Below are 16,972 nucleotides of genomic sequence, written 5' to 3'. Positions count from 1 at the left end.
TTTAAACAAAAATAGCAAGATGTTCTAAAACATTGGTGATTTCTAGCCTAGAATTATAAGCATGTAAACAGAAACGTAATCTTTCTTCTCCTTTTGTTACTGTGGGAGATAAAATTGGCTTTACCTCGAATCCTTTTTCTTTAAGCTGTTTAGCTACATATTTTACTTTTTCATTACTAGGTATTATGCAGCAATGAATTGCAGAGTCACTATTTATAAACTTTAAATTAAGTCGTTTTGTTTCTGATATAAAATGCTGAATATTTTGATGTAATACTTTTGAGTTCTCTATTCCGTTAGAACTCTCAAGCTCCTCGTAAACACAATGTACGGTTGCCAATGAATGTGGCGGTAAGCCTGTGGTATAAATAAAACTTCTAGCAAAATTAATTAAGTATTGTTTCAGTTCACCGCTCCCTAAAATTACGGCCCCGTGACAACCTAATGCTTTACCGAAAGTTATAATTCTAGCAAAAACATCATTTTCTAAATTCAGTTTTTCAACAAGTCCATTGTTAAATACACCAACAGCGTGTGCTTCATCTACAATTAAATAAACGTTGTGTTTTTTACAAGTTTCAACTATGGCAATTAAATCAGGCGAGTCGCCATCCATAGAAAAAACAGTTTCGGTAACAACATAAATTTCTGATTCTTGATTTTTAGATTCCGCTTTAATACCTAGGATTCTATTCTCTAGGTTTTCTATATCATTATGCTTAAACTTATAGCTTTTTGCGTTTGATAATTGAACACCATCGCGAATAGAAGCATGAATAAATTCATCATATAAAATAATGTCACCTCGTTGAGGTACAGATGAAAAGAAACCAATATTGGCATCGTAGCCAGAATTGAAAATTAAAGCAGCCTCTGTATTATGGAATTCAGTGATTTTTTTTTCAACGCTGATATATAGTTTGTGATTTCCAGAAAGTAAACGAGAACCAGTTGCTCCGTTCTGCTTTATGTTTTTATCAATTAAAAATTGATGTGTTTTATCGAAAATTAAACCAGATTTAGCGTAGCCTAAGTAATCATTTGAAGAGAAATCTATTAAATGAGTTCCAGTACCAAGTGACCTGAGAGAAGTATCTTCTTTACGTGATGATATTTTTTGGATAAGTTTTTTAGGAAATCGCATAGTGTAAAAATACAAAAAGACTTACACGAATGTAAGCCTTTTTTGCTCCTCCTTTAGGACTCGAACCTAAGACCCTCTGATTAACAGTCAGAAGGCGCACCATGCAAAAGGTGAGTAAAATAAGACGTTACAGCGTTTTGATGAAATCACGTGCAAGTTATATGCAAGTTTTTAGCTGATTTTCAAATTATCTAATTATAAGAACAAAGATATCATTTTCGAGCAGTTCTACCTACTACGTAATATTTATAATAAAAGAAATTATGACTGTTCAAGACCTCAACGATAAAATAAATTTAAAAAATACCGAATTACGAATGACTGACGACTCTACCAAAAGGCAGAAGCTTCAAAATGATATAAGAGTATTGCAATACCGAAAAGAAATTGAAGTAATAAAAGAGAAAATACGATTGTTATCTTGAGCTGGTTTACAGTTTCATTCCATACATGCGTTCGTCCAATTCTTTCCAGTTCTGAATGTGTTTTGATAGTTCCGCCCAAAATTCCTTCGAGTGGCTTTTTACTTTGGTATGTACTAATTCGTGCACAATTAAATAATCTATCAATGAAAAAGGCAACTTTATAGCATCAACATTAATAATAATATTATTGGATGGTGTACAGCTTCCCCAGCGTTTTTCGAGCTGCCTAAATTTCAGCTCGTTAAACTCCAATCCCGTTTTTTTAGACCATTTTCGTATTCGTGGTGCTATTTTTTCTTTGGCTTTGACAATTATAAAATCATTGAATGCTTTTTTAATAGCTTGCTGGTTATTTAAATGCTGAGGTATATATACTTTAAATTTCGATTCCGTAAAATCTATCGTAATTACCTCAGCATCTTCTTTTTTTATAACCTCAACATAATACTTACGACCTAAATATTGAATTCGAGTTCCAGTTACGATATCTTCATCACCAATTGAGCTGACCAACTCCAATTTATCTAAAATCCACTTGGCTTTTTTTAGAATGAGTTGCTCGGCAGAAATTTCGGATATCAGTTTACCTTTCAACACTACACCAGCAGCTTTTTCTACGGTAATATAATGCGATTTTAGCTGTTCTTTTTCAAGAATAGTATAATCAATGGTTTTATGTCCGTAGGTAACGCTAGGCATCTTTATTTTTTATTAATACGTCCACCATTTCTTTGGCTTTTGTCTTTGCTTCGTTGCGCTCTAATTTTATTTTTAGAAAACGCATAATTTTATTTTCAATATCTTTTTGTACTCTACCTTTAGCTTGCCAGCCTACAATATCCAATTCACCTTTAATTAAATCGAACAATGTTTTTGTAGCATCTTCGGCATCTTCATTAAACAACACTTTCATAGAGTTGTAAACTGCTCGTTGCTGCTCGGTATAAAAACCTTTAGCTTCACCCTCAGTTTGTTCTTCAATAATTTCATCTTGCATTGATGTCATTGCTATAAGAAATTCTGTTTGCGTGATACGCTCATCTTTTTTCATCTTTAGTAATTCATCTAAGCGCTGTGCTAATGGCTTGTAAAAATCGGGATTCTTATCCATTCCAACTTTAATAGTATGCTTTAAATTATTTCGCATTTTCAGCTCTTTAGTTGCTGGTGATGCGTTCATAATTTCTTCCTTAAACTTTTCTTTGTCAATAATAGAAATTGGTTCTTCTAGTAAATTTTCAACACCTTCGGCTTTTAAATGGGTGTCAATCATACCTTGCAGCATCTTACTTTCGTCTTTGCTAATTTTTAGCTCATCATCATCTGGAAACGCATTTTTAGCTCGTAGTTTTATTTCATTGTACAGCTTAAAATCACCTTGGTATTTCATTGCTTTTGTGTTTGGTAACACAATGTTAATCGACTTGTTAAAGTCTTTTAAAAGGGCTTTAAAATCGTCACGTTTATTAATAGGTTCAATGAAACGAACCGCAGCATCAATATAAGAATCACGCTTGTAGTTTCTATCAATTTTCATTGGTTTAAAGAAATCTACCAACTTGGTATGATTCATTGCTAGCTTTGGTAATTCTTCGTTGAGGTTCTTTAAAATATCGTCTGGGCGAATATCACCAGAAAATATTTCTAAGGCTTGTACTAAGTAGGCAGTAATACCATTATAATCAACAATAAAACCGCCACTTTTACCTTCTTTTGAGCGATTTACACGTGCAATGGCTTGCAGTAAATTATGTTCTTTTAACGGTTTATCTAAATATAAACACGATGTAATTGGTGCATCCCAACCCGTAAGCAACATATCACTTACAATAATAAAAGCGGTATTATCGTATTGTTTCTTTCCCGATTTTTCGGTATCATTTTCATTACCAAAAGGCAATTTAAAATTGTCGGTTGCATCTTTAATATCTTCTGGTGGTACTACCCAAACTGGCTTTTTGTTTGTTGGGTTGTTTTTGTTCCATTCTAAAGTTTCGTAGTATTCTTTTGCAATGGCATCACTTTTTGGTGAGCCAATACTTACCACTACTTTCGATTCGAAATTATGTAAACCTTCCTCTTTTAATTTGTGTAATACTTGCTGGTATTTTATAGCTGCTTCACGACCGCTACAAACTATCATTGCCTTATGGCCGTCTGGATAAATTTTATCGCTGTAATGATTTACCATGTGCTTACCAATGGCGTTGATACGCTCGGCAGATAGTTGGTATTTGCGCAGTGCTTCTTTTTTTAGCTTGTCTTTTTTATCTTCATGAGCATCACCAAACTTTTCTTCAAACTCTTTGTCTAATGCTTCTTTTTTAACATCTAGCTTGGCAATACCTTCATCATAATATAATTCTACAGTTGCACCATCGGCAACGGCCTCGGTAATAGTATAAACATCTATATATTCGCCACCGTAAAATTCGCCTAATGTAGATTTATCTTCTTTAGATATTGGTGTTCCCGTAAAGGCTACAAATTTAGCGTTTGGTAATACGGTACGCATAAACGAAGCTAAAAATCCGTAGTGACTTCGGTGTGCTTCATCTACTAAAATGTATAAATTTTCTTTTTTAGATAGTTCTTCTAGTTCAATTTCTTGTCGTTCAACCTCAACCCACTTTCCTTTTTGAAGCTCTTTAATTATTTTAATAAGCTTCTTATCTTCCAAGTGTTTTTCAATAAGCAAATTACCACGTTCTTCCAGTTCGGTTTGGTCACTCGTTGCTGTGGTTTCTTTATCGGTTTCTTGAAACTTTTGTAAAGTGGTGGTTATAATACCACCGTAATCGTTGCGTAGTAATTTATCTAAATGCACTACCGAACTGGCTTGGTTTACATTTTTTAAACCTACGTTTCTAAAGGTTGTGGTTATCTGACGGTCCAAATCTTTACGGTCGGTCATAACCATAACGGTAGGATTGTTAAATCCGAATTCTTGGGCTTGCAACTTTCTGGTTACATAGGCCATCGTTAAACTTTTACCGCTTCCTTGTGTATGCCAAACTACACCACCTTCGCCCGCTTGTAAGCGTTCTATAGTTTTATTGGTAGCTCTTATTTGCTGGTATCTTGGTAGCTTTTTAATAGTTCGGCCTTCATCTAATTCAAACAGTACAAAGTGCCTAATAATATCTAGTAAGCGCTCTTTTTTAAATAAGGCAAGTAATAATTTATCTTGTTCACGTTTGGCTTGTGCTAGTATTTCGGTATCATCTTTTGATGTTTTAAATACCGAATAAAATTGCTGAGGTGCATTGATAGCGCCATACTTACCACCAACATCCCAAAGACCAGCGTTTATTTGATTGAAATGAAATAGTTTTTCTGAATTCTTCTGGTAATATTCTAAATCACTAAATGCTTTATCCCATGCGTTTTGAGCTGTAGGCGATTTACACTCGATAACCGAAATTGGTAAACCATTTAGATACACTACCAAATCTGGAATAGAATTCTGGTATTTACCGTGGTATTTCATCTGGTTTACCACCAAAAAATCGTTGTTTGTTGGATTGCTGTAATCTATAAAATGTACGGGTTTAAATACCTCAACACCGTTTATCATTTGTTTTACAACATAATTACCACCATGTAATAGCTCCCAAATTTTTTGGTTTATTTCCATGAGTGAAGCACCATTAACAGTAGTAAGCTCTAAAAATGCTTTGTTTAGGTTGTTGTCGTTTATCCACGGATTAATACGCTTAATAGCTGCTAATAATCTGTTTTTTAAAACTACTTCGGTAATAGCTTCACGTTCGTCTTGTTTGCTAGCATCGTAATACTGGTAGCCTAATTGTTGTAACAATTGTATGGCTGGTAACTCGCTATGTATATACTCTGGTGACTGGCTCATAACTACACAACTTCTTTAATTAAACCCGTTACCCGAACCTTACCTGTTAATAACTGCTGCATAAGGCCTTTTTTAAGTTCTTGGTAGTGTATTTTCTTGTTTTGTAAAACATCTAGTTTACTATCTACCGTACTTAATATGTTGGCGATTTGGGTTTGTTCTTCTTTTGGTGGTATGGCAATTGGAATTAATTTCAAATCTTTTAGACCAATCCTAGCTCTTGTCGTTCCAGTGCTTTTAGCTTCTGCTTCATTTCGAAATTTTCTAGAGTTTAAAGCTTGATAAATGAATTCATTATCATATTTACTTTTATCTACAGATAATCTAATTCCATCAGACCCCATTACATATCTTTTATCTAAGAATGGCATTTTACAACATCTTGCAACTGGTGCCATTTTTGCCAAAATTATATCATTAGGATATATATTACATGAAACTAATTCATCCGCTTTTTCATATGAGGTGTAAATTTTTGCCTTATCAACGAAAACACCTTCACCAATATTTTGAAGTTGGATGATTCTAACGCCAGTTTCAGTATAATGCTCAGACTTCAAGTCAGAACCAAAAGGACCTCCAGTAAATGAATATCTATCAGTTTTATTCCTTAATTCATAAATAGGTGTCACCTCCCAACTTTTAGGAATTTCCCCAAGCGGTGACTCTTTAAAGGCGATATGCCCAATGCCTTTGGTTAACAAACGCTGCATGAGCCCTTTTTTAAGGTCTTGGGTTTGGGCAATGCGTTGGGTAATGAGGTTTATTTTAGCATCTACCGTGCTTAATATGTCTGCTATTTTTTGTTGTTCTGGTAGGGGTGGGAGTGCTAAAACAACTTTTTTTAAGTGAACTGGACCGAAATTAGGTTGTGCTCCTCCAGTTATCATAAAGTCTATTTGCTCTTTAAATAATTGTGATTTTAAAAATTGATTTAAATAGTTGTAGTTAATTGAAGAGAGTGGTTTGAAACGAATTACGCTCGTATTCATAACTAATGGCAAATCTTGTTTCCTCACAATTGCATGTTTACAATATGAATTTCCACTACTAGCAATTACAATATCGTTCTCTTGGCATTCAAAATGAGTGTAGGTCGAGTTAAATTCCTCCAAACTGATATGTCTAGTTGTTTTAGATAAATCTAAAACACCATTAACCATATTTGTAATATTAATAACTTTAATACCTTCGTCTTTGAATTGCCATTTTCTTAACCCTGGTCCTTCTTGAAACCACGAAAAGTCTGGCATTTTTTTCTCAGACCAACCTTTTGGAATACTCCCAAGTTTCTTGATTAAATATCCTTCTTTCATATCCCCAACTCCTTTAAAAATTCGTTCAATTTGGCATCAATATCAGCTTCTTGTTGTTCTAAATCAGCTAAAACAGCTTGTACCGCTTTTACATCAATAATGGGTTCGGGTTCGCTGGTGTCTATATAGCGGCTAATGTTTAGGTTGTAATCGTTTTCGGCAATTTCATCTAAAGTAACAATACGCATGTATTTGTCTACTTCAGTATTGGCATCATACGCAGCTACAATTTTAGAAACATGTGCTGGTAATAACTCGTTTTGGTTTTTGCCTTCTTTAAAATCGCTGCTGGCATCAATAATAGTCACCTTTCCTTTTTGGGCTTCGGTTTTATTTTTGTTTATCAACCAAATAGCAGCGGGTATGCCCGTATTGTAAAATAAACCACTTGGTAGGCCTATAATCCCTTCCACCAAATCGGCTTCTAACAGTGCTTGCCTAATTTTACCTTCGGTAGAGCCTCTAAACAGTGTACCGTGTGGTAAAACCACGCCCGCTTTTCCGTTTTCTTTTAAAACGGCAATCATGTGTTGTATAAAAGCTAAATCGGCATAGCCACGTGGCGCAATTCCGTATTGAAAACGTCCGTACGGGTCGCTCACTTCTTTTTTATAGTTGGGAGTTACTTTTTTCTCTTTTCCGTTTTTATCGAGCTTTACAACAATATTAGCTTCTGCTGGGCTCCACCAACCATCCATAGAAAAAGGTGGGTTTGCAATAACACGGTCAAACAATTGCAGTTCGTTGTCGTTATTGCGGTGTTTTGGGTCGGTTAGGGTATCACCTTTGCGTATATCGGCATCTGTAAAATTATGCAGTAACATGTTTAATTTACCAATGGCCCACGTACCTAAGTTTTTTTCTTGTCCGTTTAAGCTTACATTAATGTTGTTACCCACTTTTCCGTTGGGTTGTTGTGCTATATAACGTGCCGATTCTATTAACATACCACCAGAACCACAAGTGGGGTCGTAAATACTATGTTTTGATTGCGGCTTTATAAGATTTACAATAAGCTGCACTACGCCACGAGGGGTGTAAAATTCGCCTCCTTTTTTACCAGCATCGTCTGCAAATTGTTTGATGAGGTACTCGTAGGCGTCCCCTAAAAGGTCGTTAGATTTTAAATGTGCATTGGCTAACGAATGTTGGTTAAAATGGCGTAATAAACGCTGTAATAGCTCGTCACTTAGTTTTTCTTTATCACCAAACTTGGTGGCAGTCATTACGCCTTCTAAACTGGTGTTTTCTCGCTCAATGGCTGCAAAGGCCTTGTCTAATACGATACCAATATTCTCGGTTTGGCTTTTTATGATTTCCCAGCGAGCTTCTGCTGGTAGTTGAAAATACGTTTCATCTTCGGCATCTTCACGAGAAATACCATCACGTTGTATAATAGCTTCTACTTCTTCTAAAAATACATCGTTAGAACGCTTTAAGAATAGGAGTCCGAATATGTAATTTTTAAAATCGGAAGAATCGATACTTCCACGTAATATGTTTGCCGAATCCCATAGCCAAGATTCGAGTGTTTCTAAAGTTAGTTTATTTTCGGTCATTTTATTTTTAAGCAGTTTTTTTATTATCAATCAGTAAATCCTTCACGCTGATGTTTAAAATATCAGCAATTTTGTATAAGGTTTCTACACTTGGTTGTCGCCTATTGGTACTATAAGAAAGCACCATATTATAGCTTTTTCCCAGTTCTTTAGAGAGCCAAATTTGTTTTAATCCCTTCTGGACCAACACCTCTTTTATTCGATTCATAATTATGTGAATTTTGCTTTTCGAATATAGTTAAAAACTATCATTAAACGATAGTTGGTTTACGTATAAAAAACAGCGGTGAAGAAGATTTAAAACAAAAAATTATAACTGATTGGTTTTTGGGTGATTACGGTGGTTTTTACTTGACAATACGGAAAAAAAATGCGATATTTGGGTATATAACCTTACCAGTAGTGTTGTGTTCTGTATTTTCTAAAGAACACGAACAACAAACAAACCATACATAAAATTCGGCCGATTTTTTCGGTTGTAACAACAATACACCTTCGGAAAGTCCGAAGGTTCTTTAGTTGTGGTCCATACCGCAGCTATGGATTAATTAGATAAAAAAGAAAATTATGGAAAAGAAAAAAGGGCTTGAGTTTTACAAGTTATTTCACCCTCTAGCCGAGGATAATAGGTTAACTGATTTAGAAAAAATTGTAGCGATGTATATTTTTACGCTGCATAGTTTTAATATGAAATGTTTTGCCAGTAATAAGTACATGGCTAGCGTTTTAAAAGTGTCATCGAGCGGAGTAGATACAGCGATTAAAAAATTGCAATGCGTTGGTTATATTGAAGATTTACGTAGTGAACCTTCGGTTAAACATTTAAAAATATGTGCTACTAATGTGACTAATGCTAATTTTTATAAATTTTATAAAGTGTTATTGGTGTCTAAATTAAAATATAGTACTAAATTTTTACTGACGTATATTTTATCGTACACCAATAGCAATAGAAGGTTTTACGATACGAATGCGAATATTTTAAGGAAAATTGGGCTTGGCAAAGAGGCTGTTGCAACAGCTAAACGAGAGCTAAGAGTACAAGGTTGGTTAACTATTAAAAGTCCACGAAGCAAATGGCGAGAGTTTTTAATTACAGCGAATAGAAACCCAATTGCAGAGCTTACAGCGATTGAAGCTAAACAATTAGCTGCTGCTTTGCGCCCAGAAACAAGCATTGCTAGCACAAATAACGGTAACGCTAGCCCAAAATTAAGCGTTGTTAGCCCAGAAAGCAGCCACAATAAGATAATAAATAATAAAATTAAAAAAGAAAATAGTAATAATAGAATATATAATAATGTAAGTGAAAATATGGTTACTGCTTCGCAGTTAGAAACTTTTTTAGATTTAGATTATTCATTTAATTTTTATGATATACCAATTGAAAGTTTAGATATTTTAGAAAGTTCAACCAGCGTAAACGCTGACCAACTTGAAATTTATTTAGATGCTGGTTTAACTTTAGATGAGTGGCTAGCGTTAAATATATCACCAACTGCTGGTAACAGCACAGATGAAATTGTAGAAACTGATAATCTACCAACTAGCGCAAGCGTTAAAGAAATTAGTACTGAAACGGTAGCAATAGAAACAGTAACCACCAACATAGCGGAAGCTACAGAACCAAGTATGGCCGAGTCGTTGGCCGAAGCTGTTAGCATGAACAAAATATTTACCAAGGAAGGGCAACCCATTCTAGAAGTGTTAACGTACATAAAACGGAACGATACGGTAAGCGTAACCGATTTTTTAATGCAGTTATATTTTGAGGTAGGTGCAGATTTAAACGTTGCCAACATCGTGAACATTCAGCATCATATAAATCAAAGTCATTGCAGCGTTGCCATTATAATAAAAGGGCTAACTCGTATTTATAAAGAAAACTTGTATATTAATAAAAGGTATAAAGATGTTGAGGTTCCCAGAAGCATGCTGACGTACCTCAGCGATATTCATAAATAAAAAACATTGGTAATGGTGGCTTTCGGGCTGCCAATAACCAGTTTATATATACCAAAAGGGCTTTTATTAGCACGTATTCGTTGGGAAGGTTTTTCTAAAAAACGGTTAAATGGATGCGTAAGGGGGCCTCTCTATAAGGTGCTTCACACACTACCTATGAAATTTTATTTTCTATTTACTGTGACCTTTCTTTTATATAGCAATAACATCAATTTTAAAATTGGTATTGATGTGCTTCGCTAAAATTTTTTATAATTTTTTTTGATATTAGTTTTAGAAACACTTTACTTTTTTGGTTTTGATAGTATATTCTATTTATAATAAAACTTTAAAAATCATATAATTATGAACGAAGAATATCAACATTTATTTACCGAAGGACCACTAAGTGAGGCAATGGCAGAATACCTATCAGTTAATTACGAGGAAGCCGCAGATTACAGTGAAGATGCTATGATTAGCGAATACATATACCTCAAAGATAACGGTCAGTTGAACCTCATCTTTGAAGCAGTACAGCTACATAATAAAACCAAGACGCTAGCTATTAGCTAAATTGATTAATCGCTCGTTAGCGTGGTCAATAGTTTTGTTACCATAGCTTTCTAGGTAAATGCCAGTTACGGCATTACCGTAGTTGTGGCCCAGTGCTTCGGCAATTAAATCTTTACTGTAGCCATTTGCTTTGGCAATGTTGGCCCAGCTATAGCGAGCCACGTAAGTGGTTAGCGGTATGTCTAATTGCAATTGATACCCAAGTTGTTTAAGATACCTATTTGTAGATTTTAATCCTAAGTTTACATGGTGTCTTATCTTGGCTTCGGGTGCATTATCTAAACCAAATTGTGGTAATAAATAAGAACTGTTAGTGGTTTTATAATGATTTAAAATATCTTGAACCGTTGGTGATAATTTAATGCTATATAATTTTCCAGTTTTGCGTCTTTTATAAATAACCCGCCCATTTTTAATGTTGCTCTTTTTAAGAAGTATAAGGTCCATGAAAGAAATGCCAATCATCCCAAAAATCAGCATGAACATATTTTTAGCATGAAAGTGTTTAGAATCTTTATCTAGTTCAATTTGTGCAATTTTTCTAATAGATTCTAAAGGTATCGCTCTTGATATTGTTTTTTGCGACCTAATTTTAAAGCTTCGGAACGGGTATTGTGCCATGTTATATACATCAAGCTTTCCAGCACGATTTAATAAAGCACGCAGCGCCCGCATATATACCGCAGCGCCATTTACACTTACACCAGAAGCTGATAAATGGGCGTCATATTCTAATACAAATGCATAATTTATATCCGATAACTTTAGTTTCTTATTTCTGTAGTTGATAATACTGTTGGTGGCTGTTTTGTAGGATTGTGCATTGCCGTGGCGACCTTGAATATTTAGTTTTTTAATTTGTTCAATGGCAAAATCATAAAACAGCATTTCGTTAACATCATACGATACGGTTAAGGCGTATTTTATATCGGCTAAACTTGCGTTGGGTTTGTATGATAAAATAGCCAGAAGTTTCTTCTCATAATGCAATATTGTCTTCTTTAAATGAAGATTTAGCTCCAAGTAACTTGCACGCTTTTTATTTACACGTAGTTTTTTTTCATCCCATTCGTTCGGTGAAATCTTAATTCCAAGATGAATTGATGTTGTTTTTTTATTGGCTGTAAGCCTTAATATTAAAGGGATTCTCCCATCTGCATAACTTCTTCTTTTGTCTAATGTAAGTTTTAAAGTACTCATGTTTTTTAGTGTTGCGCTAAAAACATTTTTATGCACGTGCACTTTTTGGCCTAAAAAGGGGTTCGTGCAAGTTATGTGCAAGTTTTTGACCTATGACTTCCGTTTTTCGGGCACAAAATTCAGCTGCTTTATGCAGTAATTTTGATGCTTTCAAAGAATGTTGATTTTTTTTATTCCTCCCTTAGCCCAGTTGGGTAGAGGATTTGACCCGCATTACTGCATAAAAAAAGTCCAACATTGCTGTTGAACTTCTTCTTTTATTGCTCCTCCTTTAGGACTCGAACCTAAGACCCTCTGATTAACAGTCAGATGCTCTAACCAACTGAGCTAAGGAGGAATGTTCATGTAGAACAAATATATGTGTTGTAGCAATTATCGGCTGCTACGATGCCTTCGTTTGTTTTGCTCCTCCTTTAGGACTCGAACCTAAGACCCTCTGATTAACAGTCAGATGCTCTAACCAACTGAGCTAAGGAGGAATTTAAAGCGGACTTGCTTTAAAAGCGAGTGCAAATTTAAGGGCTTTTTTCATATTTGCAAACATTTTTTGATAAAAAATAAAATAAAAAATGCTTACACCTGATTGTCAGTAGTTTGTTTTAGGTTTGGATTGGTTTGTGTGGAGGCTTGTTTACCTTTCTAGTATAATTGTTTGGCTGAAATTTAGCATAAAAAAAAGTCTTGTTTTTAGTAAAAGTTGTATTTTTGTCATCATTATTCTTATTGATAGAAAAGCATAGTAAATATATATGGACAAGTTTTCGTTCTTGAACGCAGCACATACAAGTTTTATAGGAGATTTATACGAACAGTATCAAAAAAACCCAGATGCAGTAGAACCAAGTTGGAGAAGTTTTTTTCAAGGATACGATTTAGCAAACGAAGATTATTCGTTGACTGATGAAGAAGTTTCTGTTGAAATCCCAGAGAAAGTACATAAAGAGTTTTTAGTAATTGATTTAATAAACGGTTACCGAACTAGAGGGCATCTTTTTACAGAGACAAACCCAGTTCGTGAGCGTAGAAAATATTCTCCGACATTAGATGTTGAGAACTTCGGGTTAAATCAATCAGACTTATCTACCGTTTTTAACGCAGGAGGCGTTTTAGGTATTGGAGCAAAAACATTAGAGGAAATTATTAAACACCTAAAAGCTATTTTTTGTGATAGTATTGGTGTTGAATATATGTACTTACGCAACCCCGATGAATTAAAGTGGTGGCAAAGTCGTTTAAATAAAAATGATAATCAATCTAATTACAGCGTTGAATCAAAAAAATATATTCTTACAAAACTAAATCAAGCTTCAGTTTTCGAAAGTTTTTTACAGACAAAATACGTAGGTCAAAAGCGTTTTTCTGTAGAAGGTGGAGAAACTTTAATACCAGGAGTAAGTGTTGCACTTCGTGATGCGGCTGAAAAATATGGTGTTGAAGAGTGTGTTTTAGGAATGGCCCATCGTGGTCGTTTAAACACGTTAGTAAATATCTTTAAAAAACCTGTTCGTGATTTGTTTAGCGAATTTGAAGGTAAAGACTTTGAAGATCAGGATATTGGTGGTGATGTAAAGTATCACTTAGGGTTAACCTTAAGTAAAGCATACAAAGGCGGACAGAAAATGAAGATGAATTTGGTTCCAAATCCATCACATTTAGAAACTGTTGGAGCAGTAGCAGAAGGTATTGTTCGTGCAAAAGTAGATTTAGATTATAACGGAGACGACAGTAAAATATTACCAATTTTAGTGCACGGTGATGCTGCAATTGCAGGTCAGGGAATCGTGTATGAAATTGCGCAAATGATGACCTTAAATGGGTATAAAACAGGTGGTACAATTCATATTGTAGTAAATAATCAAGTTGGTTTTACAACGAATTACTTAGATGCTCGTTCTAGTACTTATTGTACAGATGTAGCCAAAGTAACATTGTCGCCAGTATTACATGTAAATGCAGATGATGCAGAAGCTGTATGTCATGCAATGGAAATGGCTGTTGAATATCGAATGAAATTCAAAAAAGACATTTATATTGATTTATTAGGATATCGTAAATATGGTCATAACGAAGGTGATGAACCTCGTTTTACACAGCCAAAATTATATAAAGCAATTTCTAAGCATAAAAATGCAAAAGAAATTTATACAGAAAAACTAATTAAAGAAGGTAGTGTTTCAGCAGAGTATGTACAGCAAATAACGGACGATTTTAAAGCGCATTTAGAAACTGAGTTTACAGAATCTAAAAAGAACTCAACTTCTAAAATTCAAGAATTCATGCCAGCGGTATGGGAAGGGTTTGTTCGTAAGCAATTACAAGATATGTTAAAACCGGTAGATACTACCTACCCGGTTGAAGCATTAAAAGGTATTGCTAAAGTGATTTCTAATACTCCTAAAGGTCATAAGTTTGTTCGTAAAGCAGAGCGTATTTTAAAAGGTCGTGAAAAAATGGTCTTTGAAGATAATACTTTAGATTGGGGTACGGCAGAGAATTTAGCATACGGAACTTTACTTGAAGAAGGATTTAATATTCGTATTTCAGGAGAAGATGTAGAAAGAGGAACTTTCTCTCACCGTCATGCTATTATGCGAGATGAAGAAACTTTAGAACGTGTAAATTTATTAAACACGAATCCGAATAATAAAGGAGAAATGACAATTTTTAATTCTCATTTATCTGAATACGGTGTTTTAGGCTTCGATTATGGTTATGCAATGGCAGCACCAAATACATTAACTATTTGGGAAGCTCAGTTTGGAGATTTTGCAAACGGAGCACAAATTGTATTTGATCAATATATATCTTCAGCAGAAGATAAATGGAAATTGCAGAACGGATTGGTAATGTTATTACCTCACGGATATGAAGGGCAAGGACCAGAGCATTCATCAGGTAGAATTGAGCGTTTCTTACAATCGTCTGCAATAGATAATTGGACGATTGCAAATTGCTCTACACCTGCAAATATATATCACATATTACGTCGTCAGATGAAGCGTGATTTTAGAAAGCCATTGGTTATTTTTACACCTAAAAGCTTGTTGCGTTTACCAAAAGCAGTAAATACTATTGAAGATTTAGGTAACGGTGCTTTTAAAGAGGTAATTGACGATACTGTTGATACAGCTAAAGTGAAAAAAATGGTGTTTTGTTCAGGTAAATTCTACTATGATTTATTAGCAGAGCGTGAACAATTAGATAGAGAAGATATTGCTTTGGTAAGGATAGAACAATTATTTCCGTTACACAACGAGCAAATAAAAGAAGTGATGGATAGATATCCAAATGTAGAGCGTTATGTTTGGGCACAAGAAGAACCTAAAAATATGGGGTCTTGGAGTTACATGTTAGAACGTTTTGAATTAGCGAAGTTAGAATGTGCATCGAGAGATTACCATTCGGCACCAGCTGCAGGTTCAAGTGCACGTTTTAAACGTCGTCACCAAAGAGTATTAGATATGGTTTTTGATTAATATCAATTACTAAAAAGTATATGCGTTAGGGATTGAAACGACATCCTTTTAATTTGTTTCTTCGAGCGAAGTCGAGAAGTAGTCAAATTAAAAGATATAGTGAAAAGCCCGCTCGAACGCCCAAAAAAATAAAATATTTCCGAATAAAAATAAAGAAACATGAGTGTTTTAGAAATGAAAGTTCCTTCTCCGGGAGAATCAATTACAGAAGTAGAAATAGCAACTTGGTTAGTTGAAGATGGTGATTATGTTGAAAAAGATCAGCCTATCGCCGAAGTAGATTCTGACAAAGCAACGTTAGAATTGCCTGCGGAAGAAAGCGGAATTATTACTTTAAAAGCAGAAGAAGGTGATGCTGTAGAGGTTGGAGCGGTTGTTTGTCTTATAGACATGAGCGCCGAAAAACCAGCAGGAGGATCGGCTACTGAAACAAAAAAAGAAGAAGCTCCTAAAAAGGAGGCTCCTAAAAAAGAAGAACCCAAAGCTGCAACTTATGCAACTGGTACTGCTTCTCCTTCAGCTAAGAAAGTTTTAGCTGAGAAAGGAATCGATGCTGGTTCGGTAAAAGGAACTGGAAAAGATGGTCGTGTAACAAAAGATGATGCCGTAAATGCTGTGCCTTCTATGGGAACGCAACCAACAAATGGTTCTCGTGGTACAGAGCGTAAAAAAATGTCGATGTTACGTCGTAAAGTAGCACAACGTTTAGTTGCTGTTAAAAGCGAAACTGCAATGTTAACTACGTTTAACGAAGTGAACATGCAACCAATTTTCGATTTACGTAAGCAGTATAAAGAAGATTTTAAAGCAAAACACGGTGTTGGATTAGGTTTTATGTCTTTCTTTACTTTAGCGGTTGTTAGAGCTTTAGAAATGTATCCTGATGTAAACTCTATGATTGATGGAGATTATCAAATAAAAAATCATTTTCAAGATATTTCTATTGCAGTTTCTGGTCCTAAAGGATTAATGGTACCTGTAATTAGAAATGCCGAAGATTTATCTTTTAGAGGTGTTGAAAGTGAAGTGAAACGTTTAGCTTTACGTGCTCGTGACGGACAAATAACTGTTGATGAAATGACAGGTGGAACATTTACAATCACAAACGGTGGTGTATTTGGATCTATGTTATCTACACCAATTTTAAATCCACCACAAAGCGGTATTTTAGGAATGCACAATATTGTTAATCGTCCGATGGCTGTTAATGGTGAAGTGGTAATTCAGCCAATTATGTACGTTGCGTTATCTTATGATCATAGGGTTATTGATGGTCGTGAATCTGTTGGATTCTTAGTAGCCGTTAAAGAAGCGTTAGAAAATCCAGAAGAATTATTAATGGGTAATAACATTAAGAAAGCATTAGAAATGTAGGTAACAATGTTGCCGTATAAATATAAAAATCCTATGCGAAAGCATGGGGTTTTTTGTTTGTAACTGTTTCCTGATTTCTACTATATCTTT

11 protein-coding genes and 2 tRNA genes are annotated in these 16,972 nt (G+C 34.8%); 4 read left to right on the top strand and 9 right to left on the bottom strand.

Annotated elements, in window-relative coordinates; genetic code table 11:
• Nucleotide 1 precedes the first annotated feature (1 nt).
• The 6 genes from H0I30_RS09425 to H0I30_RS09400 form a co-directional block, all read right to left on the bottom strand.
• On the bottom strand, nucleotides 2-1,144 hold the full coding sequence (locus H0I30_RS09425) for a pyridoxal phosphate-dependent aminotransferase family protein (RefSeq protein ID WP_218771611.1): 1,143 nt from the start codon (nucleotides 1,142-1,144) through the stop codon (nucleotides 2-4).
• A 431-nt stretch (nucleotides 1,145-1,575) separates the two neighbouring features.
• Entirely contained in the window at nucleotides 1,576-2,268 is a 693-nt protein-coding gene (locus H0I30_RS09420) for a M48 family metallopeptidase (protein ID WP_218771610.1), read from the bottom strand.
• Nucleotides 2,261-5,437 carry a type I restriction endonuclease gene (locus tag H0I30_RS09415; RefSeq protein WP_218771609.1) on the bottom strand — a complete coding sequence of 1,059 codons (3,177 nt, stop codon included), beginning with the start codon at nucleotides 5,435-5,437 and terminating at the stop codon, nucleotides 2,261-2,263. Before H0I30_RS09415 ends, H0I30_RS09420 begins: the two co-directional genes overlap by 8 nt.
• Nucleotides 5,438-5,439: 2 nt before the next feature.
• Nucleotides 5,440-6,753, bottom strand: coding sequence for a restriction endonuclease subunit S (locus H0I30_RS09410; RefSeq protein ID WP_218771608.1), 1,314 nt, complete (start codon nucleotides 6,751-6,753; stop codon nucleotides 5,440-5,442).
• Nucleotides 6,750-8,312, bottom strand: coding sequence for a class I SAM-dependent DNA methyltransferase (locus H0I30_RS09405; protein WP_218771607.1), 1,563 nt, complete (start codon nucleotides 8,310-8,312; stop codon nucleotides 6,750-6,752). Before H0I30_RS09405 ends, H0I30_RS09410 begins: the two co-directional genes overlap by 4 nt.
• A 7-nt stretch (nucleotides 8,313-8,319) precedes the next feature.
• Nucleotides 8,320-8,520, bottom strand: coding sequence for a helix-turn-helix transcriptional regulator (locus H0I30_RS09400; protein WP_218771606.1), 201 nt, complete (start codon nucleotides 8,518-8,520; stop codon nucleotides 8,320-8,322).
• A gap of 359 nt (nucleotides 8,521-8,879) precedes the next feature.
• On the opposite strand from H0I30_RS09400, the gene H0I30_RS09395 reads away from it, so the two are divergent.
• Complete coding sequence (locus H0I30_RS09395; protein WP_218771605.1) at nucleotides 8,880-10,277, top strand: helix-turn-helix domain-containing protein; 1,398 nt, start codon at nucleotides 8,880-8,882, stop codon at nucleotides 10,275-10,277.
• A 345-nt stretch (nucleotides 10,278-10,622) separates the two neighbouring features.
• Nucleotides 10,623-10,832, top strand: coding sequence for a hypothetical protein (locus H0I30_RS09390; RefSeq protein ID WP_218771604.1), 210 nt, complete (start codon nucleotides 10,623-10,625; stop codon nucleotides 10,830-10,832).
• Here H0I30_RS09390 and H0I30_RS09385 read toward each other — a convergent pair.
• The 3 genes from H0I30_RS09385 to H0I30_RS09375 all read right to left on the bottom strand — a co-directional run bounded on the left by H0I30_RS09385 (nucleotide 10,818) and on the right by H0I30_RS09375 (nucleotide 12,511).
• Nucleotides 10,818-12,032, bottom strand: coding sequence for a site-specific integrase (locus H0I30_RS09385; RefSeq protein WP_218771603.1), 1,215 nt, complete (start codon nucleotides 12,030-12,032; stop codon nucleotides 10,818-10,820). The genes H0I30_RS09390 and H0I30_RS09385 overlap by 15 nt on opposite strands.
• 263 nt (nucleotides 12,033-12,295) lie before the next feature.
• Nucleotides 12,296-12,369, bottom strand: a tRNA-Asn gene (locus H0I30_RS09380).
• Nucleotides 12,370-12,437: 68 nt separating this feature from the next.
• Nucleotides 12,438-12,511, bottom strand: a tRNA-Asn gene (locus H0I30_RS09375).
• A gap of 270 nt (nucleotides 12,512-12,781) precedes the next feature.
• Here H0I30_RS09375 and H0I30_RS09370 point away from each other — a divergent pair.
• Both H0I30_RS09370 and odhB read left to right on the top strand, forming a co-directional pair.
• Nucleotides 12,782-15,508: a 2-oxoglutarate dehydrogenase E1 component gene (locus tag H0I30_RS09370; protein WP_218771602.1), complete on the top strand. Its 2,727-nt coding sequence runs from the start codon at nucleotides 12,782-12,784 to the stop codon at nucleotides 15,506-15,508.
• A 159-nt stretch (nucleotides 15,509-15,667) separates the two neighbouring features.
• A complete protein-coding gene (gene odhB / locus H0I30_RS09365) occupies nucleotides 15,668-16,882 on the top strand; it encodes a 2-oxoglutarate dehydrogenase complex dihydrolipoyllysine-residue succinyltransferase (RefSeq protein ID WP_218771601.1) in 1,215 nt (404 codons plus the stop codon).
• Nucleotides 16,883-16,972 lie beyond the last annotated feature (90 nt).

Origin of the sequence: Tenacibaculum sp. AHE14PA, assembly GCF_019278465.1 — a bacterium.
Taxonomy (GTDB): Bacteria; Bacteroidota; Bacteroidia; order Flavobacteriales; family Flavobacteriaceae; genus Polaribacter; species Polaribacter bernardetii.
The sequence above is the reverse complement of the archived record's forward strand: the minus strand, read 5'-3'. Positions and strand labels throughout refer to the sequence as shown.